We start from the raw sequence: 19,099 nt of genomic DNA, 5'->3' as shown, positions 1-19,099 counted from the left end.
TTGAACAACAGCGAAGACCCAATGCCGGGAATAGATGAGATCCCTGAACGCCGCGATGAGGTCTCCCTGGGCGATCTGCTGCTGGAGGTACTGCGCTTCTACCGAGAGTTTGGCCGCCTGCTGATCCCGGTGGCATTGCTGTTCGGCCTGTTGGCCGGCGCGCTTGTCGCCATGCGGCCCTTGCATGCGCTCACCGCGTTGCTGGAAACACCGCAGATGACGCTGGAGCAATGGCGCAAGCTGCAGCCCATGCTTGCCGACCGCCAGCTGGTAGCGGCGTCTCTCGCGGGCATGACCGATCTACCGGCCGAGCAGCGCGAACGTCTGCAACGCGCGTTCGTGCGCAGGACTTACTGGGATACGCGCGTGACCTACCGCAGTGCGGTCGAACGCGACGACATCCGCCAACAGGTCAACATCGATGCCAAGAGCGTCGGCGCGCTGGGCTTGGAGGTGTCGCTGTACGCACGCGACGATGCAGCCGCGAACCAGCAGCTGGACGCCATTGCGCAGCATGTGCGCCAGGTCGTGTTGTGGGTCGGGCTACGCGATTATCTGGACAGCCTGCGTCAGCAGGCGCTCGAACAACGCCCGCAACTACAGATCGACCAGGTTCAGCAGCGCTTCGCGATCGAACAGAACGAGCGACAGGCCGCCGACATGCAGCAGTTGCTGGAGCGTTATCCGGAACTGCGGCGCAACGAAGTGAACACGGTCGTGTCGGTCGGCGATGGCGGCGGACGCTACCTTTCGCCGCTGGCGCAGATCGTCGCATTGCAGTCCACCATCGCCGAGACGCGTACCAAGTTGCGTCAGGTAGAGCGCGAACTGGAACAGCTGGATGGCAAGCAGCGCTTCCTGACGCGGGTGGACCAGCGCGCGCAGGCGCTGCATCTGGGCCGCGCACTGGCAGATTGGGTACAGAGCTGCCGAGCGGCCGTGTTCGGGACCGACACTCCGTCCGGCTCGTCGCTGTCGCAGGTCGCCAGCGAAATCGACCTGGCGCTGTCGCAACAGCGCTGGCGCGCGCAACTGGTGCGCTACCGCGCCATCCCCGCGTTGTCGCCGGCGCCGATACCTTCCCGCCAGCCGGTGCTGGTCGGGCTGGCGGTGTTCCTGGGAGTGCTGGTGCTCTCATCCATGGCGCTGTCGGTCTACGTGATTGCGCGTCGCCACGGCGACCGTCACGCGCCATGGTCGGCGCATGACGATCCGTTATTCGCCTGGTTGCCGCAACGCGCGCGGCGCAGCTTGCTCGGGCGTGCAGGTGCACGCACGCAGGGGCCTGGATGAAGCGGGTGCTGGTCACCGGCGCAGCCGGGATGATCGGGCGACGCGTGGCGGGCGCGTTGCTGCAGCGTGGCGATGCGGTGGCGGGGTTGGACGATCTGTCCAGCGGCATGCCGTTTCCGGAAGATCTGCATGCGGCGATCGTCGCCGACGTGGGCCAACGCGAGACGGTCGCTGCCGCACTGCGTGAGTTCCGTGCCGATGCGCTGGTCCATCTGGCTGCCATGCATCACATCCCTACCTGCGAGACGCAACGCATGCGCTGCCTGCAGGCGAACGTCGTTGGCACCGAAAGCGTGCTGCACGCCGCCAGCGACGCGGCCGTGCGACACGTGGTGATCGCCTCCAGCGGTGCGGTCTACGCCTGGGGCGAGGGCGCGCTGGACGAACACGACAGCGCGACCGAAGCGCGCGACAACTACGCGCTGTCCAAGCTCTGCAACGAAACGCAATTGCGGCTGTGGTGCACGGCCGACACTGGCCGACGCGGGCGCGCCGCACGTCTGTTCAACACGATTGCCCACGACGATCCCAACGCGCATCTGATACCGGACGTGCTGGCGCAACTGGCCGCCGATCCGGCAGAAACGCCACGGCTGCAGCTGGGCAACCTGCAGCCGTGCCGGGACTACATCCATGCAGACGACGCCGCGGCAGGACTGATCGCGCTGCTTGACGACGCGCGGCCGGACCCGGCCTTCGATGTATTCAATCTATGTTCCGGGGTGGAGCATTCGGTCGCCGAACTGGTGGAGCAGATCGGTGCGCTGCTTGGGCGATCACCGCGCCTGGAGGTGGACCCACAACGTCAGCGGCGAATCGACCGTCTTCACCAGCTGGGCGATCCGGGCAAGGCGGCCCGCGTGCTGGGGTGGCGCGCACGCTGGAACCTGCGCCAGGCATTGCAGCGCGTGTTGGCGGCGACCGACGCGGCCGCCGGACAACACGTGTGAGCCTGCTCAACGCGGTCATGCTGTCTGCCGCCGATCTGCCCGCGATGCCTGTTGCGTACTTGATCAAAGACGAGGTTTGCAGAGGAACCGAGCCGCGCCGCGTCCGGCATCTGGCGCTGGCCAGACGCGATCCACCGTCTCCATGGTGAGCATAACGTTGACCATTGCGTTGCCGCACGCCCAGCCCGGATACTCCTATCGCATGGTTCCCCCGTTCCTGCGAAGGTGTCTGGCTTGTCTGTGACGACCATCGAACGCCTCAAGTTCGCCTACCATCGGTTGCGTGGGAGCGCGAACCTGCATCGCAACGATGCACTCGGCGCACTGTTTCGTGCATGGGCTTACGTGCATGCGACCCAGCTGGCAGGCGACTACTACGAATTTGGCGTGTATCGCGGTAACAGTCTCGCCCACGCGTGGTTGAGCTATCGCCATCATCGGCGCCATCTGGAGCACAGCGCGCGGCTGCCTTACCGCAGGCAGGGGACGGTGTCTGCGTTTCTGGCGCAGCGCCCACGCTTTTACGGCTTCGACACGTTTGCCGGGATGCCGGCAAATCTGGAAGGCGAAGACAGCCTGGCTGCCGGCAGCTTTGTTGCCACGCAGGCACAGGCGCAAGCGCGCTGTGCGGCGGTCGGTCTGAAGGCGCCGGATCTGCAACTGGTACCTGGATTGTTCGCCGACAATGCGCACGCCATCGGCCACACGCATGCGGCGATCGTGCATGTGGATTGCGATCTCTACAGCTCGGCACACGACGCCCTGACCCTGATCGCACCGCGTCTGGTGCAGGGCAGCGTCATGCTGTGCGACGACTACGATCTATTTCGCGCCGACCACCAACAGGGCGAGCGCCGGGCGCTGCAGGAGTGCGCCGCTCGCTTCGGCATCGCGTTCGAACCCTGGTTCGCCTATGGCGCCGCCTCGCGTGCCTTTCTGTGCCATGTCCCGACGCTTGCACCTGCCCCGCAGCCATGACCGCCGCGCAGCGCATGCGCGCGGGATTCGTTGCCGGCGCGACGCTGTACGCGCTGGGTCAGGGCTGCGCCCTGTTGTTCCAGTGGCTGTTGCTGCGCCGGTTCGGCCTGCAGAGCTACGGCGAGGTGGGACTGGCACACCTTGGCCTGCTCACCCTGCTGTTCCTGGCCGATCTGGGCTACGCCTCGCTGTTCCTGCGCGAGGACCCCGACGCCGCGGGCTGGAACGAACGCTGGCGCCAGGCACTCTGGCACCGCCTGCTCGCCACCGTGCTGCTGGACCTGCTGTGGATCGCCGGTGCCTGGTGGCGGAGCCGCGGACAGGGCGAGGGGTTTCACTATCTGCTGGCGGCGCTTCCGGCGACGGTGTTCGGGCTGGTGGGCTATTCGGCACCGCTGCTTGCACAAGGGCGGCGGCTGGCGGGATTCATGGTGCAGCAGGTGGCGATGCCGGCGACGATCCTCGTCTGGCTGGCGTTGCAACGGCTGCCAGGCTGGAACGGCGGTTTCGGCGCCGGAGTGGCGGTCAGCCTGGGGTATCTGCTGCAGGCCTTGGTCAACATTGCCGTGTTCGGTGCATCGCTGCCGTTGCTGTGGCCGCGCTGCGGTGGCGGTCGGCGCATGCTGCGCCCGGCGCTGCAGTTGTCGTTGCTGAGCATCGCCGGCACCTTGCACGATCGATTGACGCCGTTCCTGCTGGCGTCGGTCGCGCCGGCATTCCTGCCTGTGTATTTGTTTCTGAACTATCTGCTCAATGGGGCAAGCGGTGTGTTCAACCAGTTCAATCGCCTGTTGGTGGCCGAAGCGCGCGGCCCGGCCGGAGATCGTTGGGCCGGCACGCTGGTTTCCTTGGTGCTTGGCGCAGCCGCCGTGGGTGCGTTGGTGCTGCTGTTGGCAGCCGCCGCCTGGGGCAGTGCCGAGCAACGCGCATGGCTGCCATGGGTCACCCCGGTACTGGCCGCGGGCGCGACCACATTGCTCGGCAGCGTGCTGTCGGCCCTGTTGATCGGACGCCATCGCGAGGCGACGCTGGTTCCGTTGTTGTTGGTTGGCGTGTGCTGCAGCGCGCTCGTGCAGGTCGCGGCGGCAGCGGCGCATGCGCCGCAATGGCTGCTATGGCTGCGGTTCCTGTGCGTGCTCGCCATCGCGGCGGCGAGCCTGCACCTGTGCGGATTACGCTTGAACGCCGGCGGCTATGCGGCGCTGCTGTCGGCAGTGCTGGCGGTCTCGCTCGGTGGCAGTCCGGTGGCCATGACACTGGCGGCGCTGCTGCTGGTGCCGGTGGCGTGGATGGTGTGGCGATGTCGCAGCCTGCTGCACACCACCTTGCCGGCGCGCGCGTAATGCCCGCTTGCACCTTGATTGAGATGTCCAGACACCAGGCTCGGAGGCCACCATGTGCGGCATAGTCGCGCTGCGTAGCTTCGTGGCGGAAACGCCGCTGCAGGCACGCGCCGAACGCGCGCTGGATGCCTTGTCCCGCCGCGGTCCGGACGCGCAGGGTCTGCTGTGCCTGGAGCAGCCGGTGCCCACTGCGTTGGGCCACCGTCGCCTGGCGATCCTGGACCTGACCGACGCCGCCACCCAGCCGATGCGCTGCACCGAGACCGGCAACACGGTGGTCTTCAATGGCGAGATCTACAACTTCCTCGAGTTGCGCCGCGAACTGGAGGCGTTGGGTCACCGATTCCGCACCGACAGCGACACCGAGGTGATCCTGCACGGCTGGCGCGCCTGGGGCGAGGACCTGTTTCCACGTTGCAACGGCATGTGGGCGCTGGTGCTGCTGGACCAGGCAAGCGGCGACCTGATCTATTGCCGCGACCGGATGGGTGTCAAACCCTTGTATCTGCACCACGACGGCCGGCAGTTGGTGCTGGCCAGCGAGATTCGCGCCATCGCTGCCTGCCTGGGGGGCTACCCGCCACCCAATCCCGCGGCGGTGTTCGATTTTCTGGTCACCGGCCTGTCCGACCACACCGGCGAGACCTTCTACGCGGGCATCCGCGCCGTCCCGCCCGGCTGGCTGTACCGGGTGTCGCCGGCTGGTCACAGCCGGCGCACGCCGTACCACCAGTGGCCACTGCCCGGTACAGTTGCACCGCTGGATGCCGCAGCCACCAGTGCGCTGCTCGAAGACGCCACCCGCCTGCGGCTGCGCTCGGATGCTCCCACCGTGTCGCTGCTGTCGGGCGGATTGGACAGCTCGATCCTGACCACTCTCAGCGTGCAAGCCGGTGCGCTGCCACGTACCTGTTTCGCCGGCGCCTTCACCTATGGCTACCACGACACCGAACAGGCCGGCTTCGACGAAACCGACGCGGCCGCTGACTTGATGCGCAGCCTCGGGCAGAGCGAGCGTCACTTCCTTCATCGCGTCCACGCGATTCCCGACGAGGAGGAATTGCTGGCATTGGTGGAGGCACAGGAAGAGCCGTTCTGTACGCCGTCGATACTGGCGAGTTTCCGCATGTATCGCGCCATCCGCGCCGCCGGTTACAAGGTGGTGCTCAATGGCGAAGGCGCCGATGAGCTGTTCGGTGGATACGTGCGCCTTTACCTGGCCCTGAGCGCACGCAGTGCACTGCATCAGGCACGGCTGCCGACCGCCATTGGGCTGCTATCCACCGGTGCAGTGGACCCGCGCCTGCTGCTCAATCGTCTTGCATGGGATCTGCCGGTCGGCCCGCTGGGCGCACTGCTGCGCCGGCATCGGCCGAGCGTGGCCTGCATGTCCTCGGCGTTGTGGCACGACCAGGCGGCCCGGTTGCGACTGCTGCAGGTTGATCGGCGGGCGGACGTGCAGACGCGCCTGCGCAGCGACGTGCTGTCGACCAACCTGCCGATGGTGTTGCGCATGACCGACCGCAACAGCATGTCCGCCGGCGTGGAGGTGCGTGCGCCGTTCCTGGACTACCGCGTTGTCGAACGCGCGTTGTCGACGCCGGCGCAGCAGCGCATGGGCGACTACCATGGCAAGGCGATGCTGCGACACGCGTTCGCCGATCGCCTGCCGGCGCGCGTGACCACGCAGCGCAAGAGCACCGGCTTCGGGCATGCCGAGCAATTCCTGGTCGACCGCATGCCGTTGCAGCAGGCACTGGCAACGCTGCCGGCAGGGGTGAACGCGCTGCTGGATGTGGCGCGGCTCCGCAGGGAGCTGGCCAGCGGCCGGTCCCACAGCACGCTGTGGTTCGCAGTCTCGGTCGCACTGTGGTATCGGAGCGTGTATGCGTAGCGCGCTGGCGACATCGCAGGAATCCTGGACGCCCGATCATGGGCATTGCCGCTGTTGTGGCGGTACGCAGGCGCAACGCACCATCTGGGCAGAGGTCTATGTCGGAACCGGCCAGGAACTGCGCCGCTGCGGCGCGTGTGCAGCGGTGTATCTGGCACCGGACCTCACCGAGGCGGCGCTGCAGCATTTCTATGTCCACGACTATCGCCGGCTGTTTCCCGCAGAAATCCCCTGGGGTAGCCAAGCGCGTTTCTTCGCCTGGCGCGGCGATCGCTGGATCGCGCGCAGCCGGCTGCAGCGGATCGCGCCCGCGCTTGCGCCGGCAGCCAGGGTGCTGGAGGTCGGCTCCGGCTTCGGTGCCTTCCTCGGTGCCGCTGCCGCCCTGCGTCCGGACCTGCACCTGTCCGCCTGCGAGCCGGATGCTGCGCATCGCGACGGATTGCTCGACGGCGCCGCGGTGACGTTCCTGCCCGCACTGGACGCAATTGCCGATGGTCAATTCGACGCGGTTGTCGCCTTCCATGTGCTTGAGCACCTGACCGACCCGCGCGCGTTTCTGGCGGCATTGGCGCGCATCTTGGTTCCCGAGGGACAGGCCTGGATCGAAGTCCCGGACCTGATGAGCGGATGGCGCTCGCGCAACTACGTCCACCCAGCCCACCTGAGCTATTTTTCGGTGCCATTGCTGCGGCGCCTGGTCGAGGCGGCAGGCCTGGAGGTCGTGTCCTGCGGTCCGTATTCCGATCGCGGTGTCCTGGCCGGCAACATCTGGCTACAGCTGCGGCAACCCGCACAGCGGCGCAGCGCAGCGCCATTGGCGATGGCGGACGCGCACGAAATTGCCACGGTCGATGCACGCCTGGACCAGGTGGGATGGAGCAGGCGGGATCGACTGCAGCGGCGGCTCAAGCATGGCCTGATGCGCGTGCTCGGCAGAGGGCTGTTCGGTGAGCTACAGCGCTGGCGCGGATACCGACAGCTTCGCAAGGAACAGGCAAACGATGCGCTTCGCTGAGTTCCAGCAGGCCGTGCATGCCCAGTTTGGCGCAGAGGCCGCCTCGGTGCGGCATGAAATCTACTTCCTGGCCCGTCGCCGTCGCGGCGCGTGGCTGCGGGCCGCGCTGGCCGTGCTGCGCGATGTCTGGCTGTGTCTGCGGCTGCCGCACGATGCGCCAGCGCTGTCCGCCTGGACAGCGCTGGCAACACTGCCGGGCAGCAATGGCTGGGGGGCGCTGGCTCCCTATCTGGCCGATCTGCACCAGCAGGGTGCTGAGTGCACGGTGCTGATCCATCCCCGGTTACGGGGCAGCGTCGATGGTCAGCTGCCTGCACGACCGACCTGGGCCAGCTGGCAATCGGCGCTGCGCGCGCTGGGCCTGCCCCGCCAGACGACCGGACCGGCAGTGGCCCCGCTCTGGATCGTGCGCGCCTGCGTGTTCCGGCAGCGCCTCTGGCATGGTGCCTGGCAACGTACGCTTCGCGCGCCATCCAGCGGAGCCACGCTGCTGCTGCACAACGATTTCGACATGTACGCGGCCGCGGCATTGCAGGCCGCCGGGGACGGCTGGCGTAGCGTTTGTGTCCAGCATGGCCTGCCGACCGACGAATTCTTCCCGGTCCAGGCTCGGCATCATCTGCTCTGGGGACCCAGCAGCGCGCAGGTCTACGGTAGGCATGGCGTCGCTCCGGCGGCCATCGGCTTCGGGCCGGCGGTTGCACTGACCGATCTCGATACCGGCACGGCGCCGACAACGCTGTATCTGATGTCGCAAAGCCACACGCCAATCTACGGGCCTACCCTGGCCGCGCAGCTGCTGGCCCTGGCACGCGCTCTGCTGCCGCTGGAGGCCGGCGGCGTGGCCGTGCGGATCCTGCTGCACCCGGAGGAAGTGCGCGGCACGCATCCCTATGCAGACCAGCCACTGCGCCAGCGCTGCCAACGCCCGCCACACGCGGTCCTGCAACCCGGTGGGCCTCCGGCGCTGGTGGTGGGTTTCTGCTCGACCGCGTTGCTGCAAGCCGCCTGCCGCGGCCACTATGTAATCGGCATGGCCTGGCCCGCGTCCGCCTCCCATGATGCGTTGGCGGTCGGGCGGCCGCTGCAACAGGTCGCCGATGCCGACGCGCTGTTCGCGTTGGTCGGTGCGCTGCGCAGCGATGCAAGTGCGCGGGTGCGATTCGCCGCGCAGCAAAGGCACTGGCTGCAGCAGACCTTCGTCGCCGATGCCCGATGGCCGCAACGCCTGGAAGCGGCATCGTGAAGCGCGCGTACCTGCTGCTGGCCGTGCTGTTATGGGTCCACCTGGGGGATCTGCTGGTCGCGTGGCTTTACCATGGCGGCGCGCTGCCGGCTGCCGCCATGCTGCGGCCGTTGCGGGATGGCACGCTCATCGTGCTGGCCGGCATTGCGCTGGTGACGGTGCGCATGCCACGTGTGTTGCTGGCAATGATCCTGATGTTCGGGCTGATCGCGCTCGCCTATGCACCGGTCGGGTACGCGCACGGATTGCCGCTCGGCATCGTCATCGGTTCGCTTGGAACGCTCCTGCTACCGATGCTGCTGGTGCTCGCCGGCTATTGGTGCATGCCGCATCGGGCGGACTTCAGACAAGCTGCCCGCTGGTTGGTGTGGTTGGGCATCGTCAGCGCCTTGTTCGGCATATGGGACCTGGCACACACCGATTTCTGGGTGCATACGGTGCGGCTGCCGGACTACCTGGCGCAGGTGAAAGGCGTGCTTCCCAAGGACACCGATCCGGACACCCGGCTGCCATGGAACTTCTTTGGCGGCGAGGATTACTCCCGCCGGGCCGGCGGGCTGGTGGCCGCCCCCTTGGCCCAAGGCCAGTTCCTCGTCACTGCGGCACTGACCGCGTTGGGTCTTTGGCAGCGGCGTTGGCCGTGGCGCGCCCTGCTGGTGTGCCTGGCGTTGCTGGTGGGCGTGTGGATGTCGGGCACGCGCGGCGCCATGCTGGCTGGCATCGTAGGGGTGCTGGGCTATCTGGTCAGTTCCCGCGGGCTGGTGCGGTCGGCGTGGGCACGGCTGCTGCTCGTAGGTGGCGTCGCGCTGATGCTGGCTGCAGCGTCCTACGGCATCGTGGTCACCGCCGTGAACTTTCGCGACGGCTCCACCATCGGCCATTGGTGGGCGCTGCAGCGCAATCTGGCCGATCTGCACCAGGTCATGTTCTGGGGCGGTGGGCTTGGCCGGCAGGGTGCGGTGGCCGCACGCCAGGCGCTGACCGACCTGGGCGGCGGCGAAGGCGCCGTGTTCACCATCGCGTATCAGATGGGGCTACCCGCAGCGCTGTTGTTCCTGGCCTTTATCGGTTGGGGCCTGCAGGTGCTGTGGCGCGCCTATCGCCAACACGACGACCATCTGGCATTGGCGATGTTCTGGCTGCTGGGTGGCATGGCGACGACCTTGATCTCCTCCGACAACGCGATGACCGTGTCCGGCGCCGGGGGATTCTGGTTGCTGCTCGGTGGTGCCTTGCGTCACTGCCACTGCCTGCTTCCGTCCCGACAGCCGCTCAGGCGCACGCGCAGAGGCGATCCAACGCGGGCAGCGCCGGCCACCGGCATGGCCGCGGGCTAAGCGATGCGCATCCTGCACGTGTACAAGGATTTCGCGCCCCATGGCGGCGGCGGTGGGGTGGCGCGCCATATCCATGGGCTGGCGGTGATCCTGACCCAGGCCGGCCATACGCTGCGGATCCTGGCACCGCTGACCGACAGCAGTGTCTCGCCGCAGGGCTACGCGGTGGTCCGCGCGACGGCATGGCAACTGTGGCACCACGTCGGCTGGGCCAATGTGGTGCACGTGCACGGTGCGCGCACCCCCATTGCCGCCGTCGCCGCCGCAGTGGCCCGGCTGCGCGGCAAGCGTCTGATCTACACCCCGCACTGCTATTACGACGACGATCCTGCGATGAGCAAGCGCGTGCGCAAGTGGTGCTGGGACCACCTCGTCGAGAAGCCGCTGCTGCGAAGCGCGCTACCGACCGTGCTGTTATCCGCCTATTGGCTGGACTATCTCTCGCGACGTCGACTGTCGCCCAGGCGGGCACTGCTGCTGCCCAATGCCGTGCTGGCCGCCGAGCAGTGCCTGCCCGCGACGGCGAGCCCGCCACTGCGCGGCGCGCCTGCGCTGTTGTCGGTCGGCCGACTGGATGCGGTCAAACGGCTGCAGGATGCGATCGCAGCGCTCACCGAGCCGAACATGGACGCGGCAGTGCTGCACGTCGTGGGTCGCGGACCGGATCGGGCACGTCTGGAGGCCTGTGCGGTGGCGTTGGGTGTTTCCGCACGCGTGCACTTCTACGGCTTCGTCAGCGATGCCGAGGTGGCGACGATGGCGGCACTGGCCGATGTCTTCGTTCTGCCTTCGGCAGTGGAAGGCATGCCGACCGTATTGATCGAAATGCTGCTGCTCGGCTGCCCGGTGGTTGCCAGCGACATTCCCGGCAATCGCTCGATCCTTGCCCAGATCGGCCTGCAGGCGGCATTGCACCGGCTCGGCGACAGCGCTGCGCTGGCCGCATGCATCGACGTGCAGCGACAGCAGAGGATCGGGCCGGAACGTATGGCGCACGTCCAGGCGGACTTCACCTGGGAAGGCCTGCGAGCGCAGGTGCTGGCACTGTACGATGGGCAGGCCGCACAGGAACCCGCAACGTGACCAGACCACCTGCTCGCCTGTCCTTTTTCGGATGTCCGTTGGACCTCGTTCCCCCCGCGCAGATCCTGCTGCGTGCGCAGCATGCCGCCGAAGGCGGCGCGCCGATCCGGGTGGAGGGCCTGAACGTGGCCAAGCTGATCGATGCGCGTGCCCAGTTGCCGTTGCGACAGGCATTGGAACAGGCCGAAGTGGTGCACATCGATGGCGCAGGCATCAGCCTGGGCTTGCACTGGTTCGGGGCGGACGTACCCTCGCGCCGGGCCGGTATCGATCTGATGCAGGACATGTGCAGTCAGGCTGCCAGCAGCGGCGACGGGGTCTATCTGCTCGGCGCCCGTCCGGCGGTGGTGGCCGCCGCCGCCGAGCGCCTGCGCACAGCGTGGCCCGGGCTGCATATTGCCGGCGTGCGCGATGGCTATTTCAGCGATGCCGAAGAACACTCGGTCGTCGCGGCGATCCGTCAGTCCGGTGCGCGCTATCTCTTCGTCGGCATCAGCTCGCCAAAGAAGGAGCTGTTCCTGGAAAAACACTGGCAGACGCTGGGTATCCCGGTGGCCATGGGGGTGGGCGGCTCGTTCGACGTGCTGTCGGGAATGTTGCCGCGGGCACCGCGACTGATGCAGCGTTTTGGCATGGAGTGGCTGTTTCGGCTCGCGCTGGAACCACGCCGCCTGGCCTGGCGCTATTTGCGCACCAATGGTGCGTATCTGTTGCTGTTGCTGCGCGCGCGTCTCAGCAGACGCTACCGCGCGCAGGCGCTGACGACCTGGAATACATGACAACGGGCGCGGCTGCGCCCCGGCCAGCGCAGACCGGGCTGGTGGCCATCTGCCTGGGCATCTATCTGCTGTTCTGTCTGCAGCAAGTCGTGGTGACCGGGCGCTACTTCGGGGTCGGTCTGTCGTTGGGATCGATGGCCATCCGCGGCGCCGCGCTCGGCCTGAGCGCATGGGCGCTGTGGCGGCATGGCGTTCCCGCATGCCTGCGCTGGCCACTGCTGTCGATCCTGCTGTGCATGGCCGCGCTGGCAGCGTCGGTCCTGGCATCGGACCACCCGGCATTGGCATTCAAGTATGCCGTGCGTTACGCCACCGCCTTGCTGTGGCTATGGGCATTGCTCAATCTGGCGGTGGCTTCGCCACGCTGGCCACGCGCGGCAACACTGGCTGCGTTGATTGCGGTATGGATCAATCTGGCGCTGGGCATGGCCGTGCGGCTGCAGTGGCCGCCAGCGCTGGAGTGGTCGCTGGCCTTCCATGCACAGGACAGCTTCAAGTACCTGCCGCGGGTATCAGGCATGTACGACCATCCGGCACTGCTGGCGGCAACCTCCGTCATCGTGGCGTTGCTGACGATCCAGCTGTACCAGCGCAACGAGGTCGGTCGCAAGGTGCTGGCTGCGGCAGTGATGGCTGCCGTCGCCGCGCTGGCATTGAGTGAGGTGCGCAACCCGTTGTTGCCGGTGGCCGCGTTGATCGCCTGGTGGGCGTGGTCGCGCCGCGGCGGGCCACGCCCCGTCCGACGCACGGCCTGGATCGCCTCGCTCGGCCTGCTGGCCGTTGCCGCCTTCGTCCTGCGCCAACGCTACGCGGAGATGACCAGTGCGGTGCACGAAAATACGCTGACCGCGCTCACGCTGGGACGCACCTATCTGTGGTCCGGCGCGTTCGAGGCATGGCGCAGCCATCCCTGGTTCGGGCTCGGTGCTGGCGTGTTCCAGTTTCTGGTACCCGATTACACCGGTGGCCGCTTCGATCGTGGCGAACTGCATGCGCACAACGGTCTGCTGGCGGTGCTGTCGGAAACCGGCCTATGCGGATTGCTGGCATGTCTGTGCCTGCTGTGGGCGCTCTGGGCACCGCTGCTACGCAATCCCGCCGAACGCGGCTGGGCGCTGATCTGGTTGTTGTTCCTGGCCGGCTTGAACGTGTTCGATTTCTATCTGTTGTTCTATCCCTTTTCCCTGCATGCGGCGTTGGCCCTCGCCCTGCTGTACGCCCGCCACAGCGTGCTCAGCGACGCACCGCAATCCAGGACTTATTGAGGCCGTACCAGCGCTCGGCGACCAGCGCAGCGTCCGGGAACAGGCGCGCCATGTCGTGCCTGCGCAGCAGGCGGATATCGTCCACGAAACAACGCGCCTGCGCCCGCGTCTGCGGTCGATCGATGCGGCCCAGGGGAACCCGGTACAACAACTCTGCCTGCCAGGCGCGTGGCAGGAATTGAACGCCGGGCGCCAGATAATGCGGCTCGACCGGAAACCAGTAATTGGGCGTCTGCACATAGTACTGCGGGGCCACGCGACGGATTTCGTCTGCAAATGCGCGCGTGCGCGCGGCATCGCCCACGTGCTCGATCACCGAATTGGAGTGAGCGATGTCAAAGGCGTTGTCGGCGAACGCCAACGCACAGCCGTCGCCCTGCTGCGCACGCAGAGACGGGCGCGCGGTCGGCTGCGCGGAGTCGTCGAGATTGACCACGGTCACTTCGCAGGCGTGTTCGGCGAAGAAGGCATCCGGCACGTGCGCCCAGTAGGCGAGCGTGCCGCCGACGTCGATCACCCGGCAATAACCTTGGCGCCGATGGCAGGCGCGTACCATCTCCAGGAACACGCGCAAGCGCCGTGCACGCAGTCGCGCACTGAGCGAATTGGCGTCGTTGTAATCGGCTTGCGCAGTCAGTGCCATCGACGCGACATGCTCACGCGTGCTGCAGGCGTTGACGCGGCGCGTAGGCCCGTTCGTCCCGCGCCAACAGCGTATCGAGGATGCAGCGAAACGCATGTCCATCGCCGAACGGGTTGCGCCATGTTACCGAGCGTCCCAGCAGACGATCGGCGGCGGAGCGCAGCGCAACTTCGTCCAGGCCGTGGGGGAGTTCCGCCCCACCGATCTGCAAGGTTTCCGGCCGCTCGGTATTGGTGCGCAGCACCAGACATTTGCGCTGCAGGATGCAGGCCTCCTCCTGGATACCGCCGCTATCGGTCATGATCAGGGCCGCGCCCTGCTGGAGTGCCAGCATATCCAGATAACCGACCGGCCCAATCGCGCGCAACGCCCGATGCCGCTGGGCCGCAGCGCTTCCCAGCGCGTCCAGGCGCGGGTGCATCGGAAACACCAACGGCAGGCCTTCGGCCTCGGAGATCGAGGTGACTGCCTGCATCAGGGCAGCAAAATGCGCGGGGTCTTCGGTATTGGACCGGCGGTGGCAGGTGAGCAGGTGATAGCCGCCTTCAGGTAGCCCCAGGCGTTGCAGGATCGTCGACCGTCGCAGTGCGGTCTGGGCGTGCGCCAGCGTCGCATCGGCGACGGTGTTACCGGTGATGCGGATGCGTGCACCGGTCAGACCTTCGTCGTGCAGGATCTGCGCCTGCAGTGCGGTTGGGCAGAACAGGTAATCGGACAAGTGGTCGATCAGAACGCGATTGACTTCCTCGGGCATGCTGCGATCGCGACTGCGCAGCCCGGCCTCGACGTGGGCAACGGCGATCTCCAGTTTGTTGGCAGCCATGGCGCCAGCCAAGGCGCTATTGGTGTCGCCTTGCACCACCACGACATCCGGCTGCAGCTTCGCCAGCACCGGCTCGATTCCGCACAGCATCCGTCCGATCTGCACGCCATGCGGCGCGGAGCCTACGCCGAGATTGTAATCGGCCGGAGGCAGGCCCAGCTCGTCGAAGAACACCCGGTCCATCGCTTCGTCGTAATGCTGATTGGTATGGACAATCGAAAAATGCAGCCCATCGCGCAGACTGGCAGCGATCAGCGAGGCCAGTTTGATGATTTCCGGGCGGGTGCCGAGAACATAGGTGATGTGCATGGGACTCCCGATCCGGGTTCAATAGGCGTCGCGGTCAAACAGCACGATCACGCAGGTCTGCGCGATGATGCTCAGATCCAGCCAGAGCGACCAATGCTGGATGTAGGAAAGATCGTGCTGGACGCGTTGGTGCATTTTCTCCACGGTATCGGTCTCGCCGCGTAGGCCGTTGACCTGCGCCCAGCCGGTGATGCCCGGCTTGACCCGCTGACGTTGCAGATAGTTCGGCACCAATTGCTGGTATTGCGCGTTGTGAGCGACCGCGTGCGGACGCGGGCCAACAATGGCCATGTGCCCTTGAAGAACATTGAGGAACTGCGGCAATTCGTCCAGGCTGGTGCGCCGCAGAAACGCCCCGAAGCGGGTGACCCGAGGGTCTCCCCGCCTGGTTTGCGGCGCTGCGATTGCCGCATCGTGCACCTGCATGCTGCGGAACTTCCATAACTGGAACGGGCGCCCGTCCCATCCATGACGCATTTGCCGGAACAGCACCGGCCCGGGGCCGGAGAGCTTGACGCCCGCGGCCAGAGCCAGCATGAGCGGGGCGCTGATCACCACGATCGCGGTGGCCAACACACGGTCCATCGCCTCCTTCAGCATGCGCGACATGCCCGTCAGCGGGCGTACCGACAGTGACATCATCGGCAAGCCAATTACGTCTTCCAGGCACGACTGACCCGGACGAACTGCGGACAGATCCGGAATCCAGCGTGCATCCACGCAGCACGCATCCAGTTGGGCGATGCTTTGGCGAAGCCGCGCCTCTTCGCGCATCGGCCATGTGACCCACACGTCTCGGACATGCCGGGCTTCCAGCCAGCACGACAATCCAGCCATGCTGCCGAGCGCGAGGTCGGACGGTACCTGGAGCAATTCGATCCCGGAGCACGGCTGCTGCTGGATCCTCGTCACCAGCTCGGCGGTGCGCTCGGGCGGACCGAGCAGGGCGATACGCCGCCGCCCGATGTTGTGGCGATACAACCAGGCAAGTGCACCCTTCATGGCTTGTCGCACGCCTAGCAGACCGATACCGCCGCATCCAGCCCAGTAAAGGAACCACAGACGCGAGAACGCCGCGCCGGTTGCGCTCAGAAAGCTGATCGACATCAACACGCTCAGCACGATCGCCCACCCCGTCAACACGCGCCCCGCTACCATCGTCGGCGCCAGCTGAGGCCCCTGGCGATAGAGCGACAGGCGCCCGAACACCAGCAGCGTCAGCGCCGCGGCAGCGAGCAGCGCGTACGTATAGCGGGGTGCCTGCGGCAATGCCGGTTGACCGACTCGCATGGCATAGGCAAACAACCCGGTGCCGACCACCACACCCATGTCGGCGATTTTCGCCAGACCGGCAACTGACCCAAGCAGATCGCCAGATCGCCTGGGCACAACGGCGGCGCGCGGCAGCAGTGGATCGAGCGAGCTCATCCAGTGACCGCAGCCTGGCGATGGACAGTCGAGCCTACGCGTGGATGGATCAGCATCCCTCTCCCTTCATCCCTGGTTTCCTCCAAGAGTGGCAGCTCCGCTCGCGGCACCGTGCACCTGGCGATAAAGCGTGGCATAGGAACGCACCATCGCCGCGCCGGTGAAGTACTGCCGATAACGGCTCAACGCCTCCTGCCCCAATGCGTTGGCCACCTGCGGATGGTTCCATAGATAACGCATTGCATCGCGTAAGGCCACCGGATCTGCAGGCGCCACCACCAGGCCGGTCTGTCCCGCCACGTTCACAAAACTGGTCCCGGTGCCGATTTCACAGGAAATCATCGGTTTGGCATGCATCGCCGCCTCCAGCAAGGTGATGCCGAACGCCTCCGAGCGCAGATGCGATGGAAATACCAGCCCTTCGCACAGCGACAGCAAGGCATGCTTGTCGGCATCGTCCAGCACGCCCAGAAAGTGGACGTGGGCCAGGCCGAGCTGCCGCGCCTGCTGGCGCAAGCGCGCGCCTTCCGGTCCGTCTCCAACGATGGCCACCGGGATCTGTGTCTCGCGCAGGGCCTGCAGCAGGTATTGCAGACCCTTGTAGTAGCGCAACACGCCGACGAACAACAGGAATCGCGGGCCCAGGCGCATGCGCCAGGTCTGCGCACGTTCGGCGTCCGGAGTATGGTGGCTGGATTGGTCCAGTCCGATCGGTATCACGCTCAGCTTGGCCTGAAAATCGGCCAGAACCGGGCTGGTGGCGCGGTAATTCGGCGATGTCGCAACGATATGGTCGACGCGGTCGAGGAACCGCTGCTGCAGCGGCCGATACAGGCGCAGCAACCGTCGTTGCCGCACGATGTCGGAGTGATACGTCAGCACCGAAGGCGTTCGAACGGCACTCGCCAGGTGCAGCACATCCATGAACGGCCACGGGAAATGATAATGGATCAGGTCGAAGCCGCGGGCCAGGCGCGCGAACTGGCGCAGCAAGCGCAGCGACACCGGCATCGATGCCAATTCGAAGTCGCGTCGAAAGCGGTGCAGCGTGTAGGGTCCCTGCATGCTGATGCCCGCCAGGCGTCCATCGGCGCACAGTGTCACCACCTCGCTGTCCACAGCGTACCGATGCGACTGCGTAGCGAGCGTGCGCACCACTTGTTCGGTTCCGCCCATGGTCTCCGGCAAGCTGGTCTTGTAGACGTGCAGCACCCGTAGCGGGAAAGATGCAAGGCTCAAGCGGCCAACACGTCACGGTATGCATCGGCCGTCGCCGCCGCGCAACGCTGCCAGCTGAACTGGGCTGCGCGCTGCAGCCCCGCCCGTCGCGCGGCGTCACGCCAGGCCGCATCGTCCATGCCCCTTGCCAACGCCAGGGCCAATGCGCCGGGATCGGCAGGATCGAACAGCATCGCTGCATCGGCCGCCACCTCCGGCAATGCCGACGCCGATGAGCAAAGCACGGGCGTACCGCTGGCCATGGCCTCCAGCACCGGCAGGCCAAACCCTTCGTACAGCGAGGGAAACACGAACAGACGGGCACCTGCCATCAGCGCCGGCAGACAGTCCTGTGGGACGTAGCCGAGATAGCGTAGCCAACCGGCCTGTTCGGCATTACGCATGCGCGCATGCAACGCCTCGCTGGACCAGCCGCTGTGGCCTGCGATCACCAACGGGTAGCGCGCACGCCAGGCGGCGGGCATGGCCGCGTACGCCGTCAGCAGCATGTCGATATTCTTGCGTGGTTCGATGGTACTCACGCACAGACAATACCCATCGGCCTGCAGGCTCAGCGCCTGCAGCGGTGCGGCTAGCTCGGCCGGGGGATGCGACCGAAACGCCGGATCTGCTGCCAGCGGGATCGCACGGATACGCTCCAGCGGCAAGGCAAAGTGCGCAGCGATCTCCTGCCGCGAGAATTCCGAGACAGTTACGATCAATTGCGCGCGTTGCACCGCCAGTGCCAACTCCTTGCGCATGTAGCGCACCCGGTCGGCGCGGTGGCATTCGGGCCAGCGGTAGATCGAAATGTCGTGGAAGGTCGCAACGCTGGGACCGCCATACGAAGGGAGGTAGTAATTGCAGCCATGCAACAGCGCCGGCTCCTGGCCGCGAAGGGCACGCGCTTTGGCCAGATTACCGAGGCGTCGATAGACGTCCGTCGCCGCTTCGATCCGCGAGAAACGATCACGCATCCACGACGCAACGGTCGAGGCCGGTCCGGGACTCGGTCGCTGTTGGAGCAGGCGTCGCCCATGCAGGTACTGCAACGATTCGATCTGCGGCAGTGCAGCCAGGTGCACCGCCAGTTCCTGCGTATAACGTCCGACCCCGGTAAGCGGGTGTCGAATCGACTCGGTAGCCAGGATGATATGCACGACGCGTGGCGACGATCAGGGCCGTTGGCAGGCGACGGCGCAGATGCCCGGGGCGCGCTGTACCGTCGGCGGTCTATCGGTACCTGGATGCAACGACTGGCACCGGCCCATTCCATGCTCCTCGTGGCGACCGACCCAGTCTACCCGCTGCCGAAGATGGCGGCGACCGAGTGATCCTCACTGCCACAGCGACGCCAGCCATGCACGCCGCGCTGTATCTTCGCTAAAGCAGCGCACCTGCCGGCGCAGGAAGATCCATCCGGCCATCGCAGGCAGCGACGTCAGGGGCTTCCATCGCCTGATCCGCTGCATCCGCACATGGCGAGCTAGCCAAC

At 66.5% G+C, this 19,099-nt stretch carries 16 protein-coding genes; 11 read left to right on the top strand and 5 right to left on the bottom strand.

Features of this window, described 5'->3' with window-relative positions:
- The first annotated feature begins 21 nt into the window (after positions 1 to 21).
- From FHY18_RS19060 to FHY18_RS19010, 11 genes are all read left to right on the top strand, one after another.
- Positions 22 to 1,293 carry a hypothetical protein gene (locus FHY18_RS19060; RefSeq protein WP_259159094.1) on the top strand — a complete coding sequence of 424 codons (1,272 nt, stop codon included), beginning with the start codon at positions 22 to 24 and terminating at the stop codon, positions 1,291 to 1,293.
- Positions 1,290 to 2,243, top strand: a complete 954-nt coding sequence (locus tag FHY18_RS19055) for an NAD(P)-dependent oxidoreductase (RefSeq protein WP_259159093.1) — start codon at positions 1,290 to 1,292, stop codon at positions 2,241 to 2,243. The genes FHY18_RS19060 and FHY18_RS19055 overlap by 4 nt, the downstream gene beginning before the upstream one ends.
- A 240-nt stretch (positions 2,244 to 2,483) precedes the next feature.
- The gene (locus tag FHY18_RS19050) at positions 2,484 to 3,221 is read left to right on the top strand and encodes a TylF/MycF family methyltransferase (protein ID WP_259159312.1); all 738 of its coding nucleotides are present in this window, start codon (positions 2,484 to 2,486) and stop codon (positions 3,219 to 3,221) included.
- Positions 3,218 to 4,564, top strand: coding sequence for a hypothetical protein (locus FHY18_RS19045; RefSeq protein WP_259159091.1), 1,347 nt, complete (start codon positions 3,218 to 3,220; stop codon positions 4,562 to 4,564). Before FHY18_RS19050 ends, FHY18_RS19045 begins: the two co-directional genes overlap by 4 nt.
- Positions 4,565 to 4,616: 52 nt before the next feature.
- Positions 4,617 to 6,458 (top strand): asparagine synthase (glutamine-hydrolyzing), encoded by a 1,842-nt coding sequence (asnB, locus tag FHY18_RS19040; RefSeq protein WP_259159089.1) that lies wholly within the window; start codon positions 4,617 to 4,619, stop codon positions 6,456 to 6,458.
- Positions 6,451 to 7,473, top strand: a complete 1,023-nt coding sequence (locus FHY18_RS19035) for a class I SAM-dependent methyltransferase (RefSeq protein WP_259159088.1) — start codon at positions 6,451 to 6,453, stop codon at positions 7,471 to 7,473. The genes asnB and FHY18_RS19035 overlap by 8 nt, the downstream gene beginning before the upstream one ends.
- Entirely contained in the window at positions 7,460 to 8,719 is a 1,260-nt protein-coding gene (locus FHY18_RS19030; RefSeq protein WP_259159087.1) for a hypothetical protein, read from the top strand. Before FHY18_RS19035 ends, FHY18_RS19030 begins: the two co-directional genes overlap by 14 nt.
- On the top strand, positions 8,716 to 10,056 hold the full coding sequence (locus FHY18_RS19025) for a hypothetical protein (RefSeq protein WP_259159086.1): 1,341 nt from the start codon (positions 8,716 to 8,718) through the stop codon (positions 10,054 to 10,056). Before FHY18_RS19030 ends, FHY18_RS19025 begins: the two co-directional genes overlap by 4 nt.
- A 3-nt stretch (positions 10,057 to 10,059) precedes the next feature.
- Entirely contained in the window at positions 10,060 to 11,139 is a 1,080-nt protein-coding gene (locus FHY18_RS19020) for a glycosyltransferase family 4 protein (RefSeq protein WP_259159085.1), read from the top strand.
- Positions 11,140 to 11,177: 38 nt separating this feature from the next.
- A complete protein-coding gene (locus FHY18_RS19015) occupies positions 11,178 to 11,918 on the top strand; it encodes a WecB/TagA/CpsF family glycosyltransferase (RefSeq protein ID WP_259159084.1) in 741 nt (246 codons plus the stop codon).
- Entirely contained in the window at positions 11,915 to 13,183 is a 1,269-nt protein-coding gene (locus tag FHY18_RS19010; RefSeq protein WP_259159081.1) for an O-antigen ligase family protein, read from the top strand. Before FHY18_RS19015 ends, FHY18_RS19010 begins: the two co-directional genes overlap by 4 nt.
- Here FHY18_RS19010 and FHY18_RS19005 read toward each other — a convergent pair.
- The 5 genes from FHY18_RS19005 to FHY18_RS18985 all read right to left on the bottom strand — a co-directional run bounded on the left by FHY18_RS19005 (position 13,152) and on the right by FHY18_RS18985 (position 18,764).
- Entirely contained in the window at positions 13,152 to 13,826 is a 675-nt protein-coding gene (locus tag FHY18_RS19005; RefSeq protein WP_259159080.1) for a class I SAM-dependent methyltransferase, read from the bottom strand. The two genes, FHY18_RS19010 and FHY18_RS19005, sit on opposite strands and share 32 nt — an antisense overlap.
- Before the next feature lie 13 nt (positions 13,827 to 13,839).
- Entirely contained in the window at positions 13,840 to 14,958 is a 1,119-nt protein-coding gene (gene wecB / locus FHY18_RS19000; protein ID WP_259159078.1) for a UDP-N-acetylglucosamine 2-epimerase (non-hydrolyzing), read from the bottom strand.
- An 18-nt stretch (positions 14,959 to 14,976) separates the two neighbouring features.
- Positions 14,977 to 16,386, bottom strand: coding sequence for an undecaprenyl-phosphate glucose phosphotransferase (locus FHY18_RS18995; RefSeq protein ID WP_259159076.1), 1,410 nt, complete (start codon positions 16,384 to 16,386; stop codon positions 14,977 to 14,979).
- Positions 16,387 to 16,452: 66 nt separating this feature from the next.
- Entirely contained in the window at positions 16,453 to 17,625 is a 1,173-nt protein-coding gene (locus tag FHY18_RS18990; RefSeq protein ID WP_276577353.1) for a glycosyltransferase, read from the bottom strand.
- Entirely contained in the window at positions 17,622 to 18,764 is a 1,143-nt protein-coding gene (locus tag FHY18_RS18985; RefSeq protein ID WP_259159075.1) for a glycosyltransferase family 1 protein, read from the bottom strand. Before FHY18_RS18985 ends, FHY18_RS18990 begins: the two co-directional genes overlap by 4 nt.
- Between the last annotated feature and the right edge of the window lie 335 nt (positions 18,765 to 19,099).

This window comes from Xanthomonas sp. 3793, from assembly GCF_024806835.1.
GTDB lineage: Bacteria > Pseudomonadota > Gammaproteobacteria > Xanthomonadales > Xanthomonadaceae > Xanthomonas > Xanthomonas arboricola_F.
Note: the sequence above shows the minus strand (reverse complement) of the source record. Positions and strands in the feature narration are given on the sequence as shown.

Excerpts from the sequence above, each read along its gene's own strand:
- FHY18_RS19005 (WP_259159080.1), bottom strand. The coding sequence starts at position 13,826 with ATGGCACTGACTGCGCAAGCCGATTACAACGACGCCAATTCGCTCAGT.
- FHY18_RS18995 (WP_259159076.1), bottom strand. The coding sequence starts at position 16,386 with ATGAGCTCGCTCGATCCACTGCTGCCGCGCGCCGCCGTTGTGCCCAGG.
- FHY18_RS19060 (WP_259159094.1), top strand. The coding sequence starts at position 22 with ATGCCGGGAATAGATGAGATCCCTGAACGCCGCGATGAGGTCTCCCTG.
- FHY18_RS19020 (WP_259159085.1), top strand. The coding sequence starts at position 10,060 with ATGCGCATCCTGCACGTGTACAAGGATTTCGCGCCCCATGGCGGCGGC.
- asnB (WP_259159089.1), top strand. The coding sequence starts at position 4,617 with ATGTGCGGCATAGTCGCGCTGCGTAGCTTCGTGGCGGAAACGCCGCTG.
- wecB (WP_259159078.1), bottom strand. The coding sequence starts at position 14,958 with ATGCACATCACCTATGTTCTCGGCACCCGCCCGGAAATCATCAAACTG.
- FHY18_RS19030 (WP_259159087.1), top strand. The coding sequence starts at position 7,460 with ATGCGCTTCGCTGAGTTCCAGCAGGCCGTGCATGCCCAGTTTGGCGCA.
- FHY18_RS19010 (WP_259159081.1), top strand. The coding sequence starts at position 11,915 with ATGACAACGGGCGCGGCTGCGCCCCGGCCAGCGCAGACCGGGCTGGTG.
- FHY18_RS19055 (WP_259159093.1), top strand. The coding sequence starts at position 1,290 with ATGAAGCGGGTGCTGGTCACCGGCGCAGCCGGGATGATCGGGCGACGC.
- FHY18_RS19045 (WP_259159091.1), top strand. The coding sequence starts at position 3,218 with ATGACCGCCGCGCAGCGCATGCGCGCGGGATTCGTTGCCGGCGCGACG.
- FHY18_RS19035 (WP_259159088.1), top strand. The coding sequence starts at position 6,451 with ATGCGTAGCGCGCTGGCGACATCGCAGGAATCCTGGACGCCCGATCAT.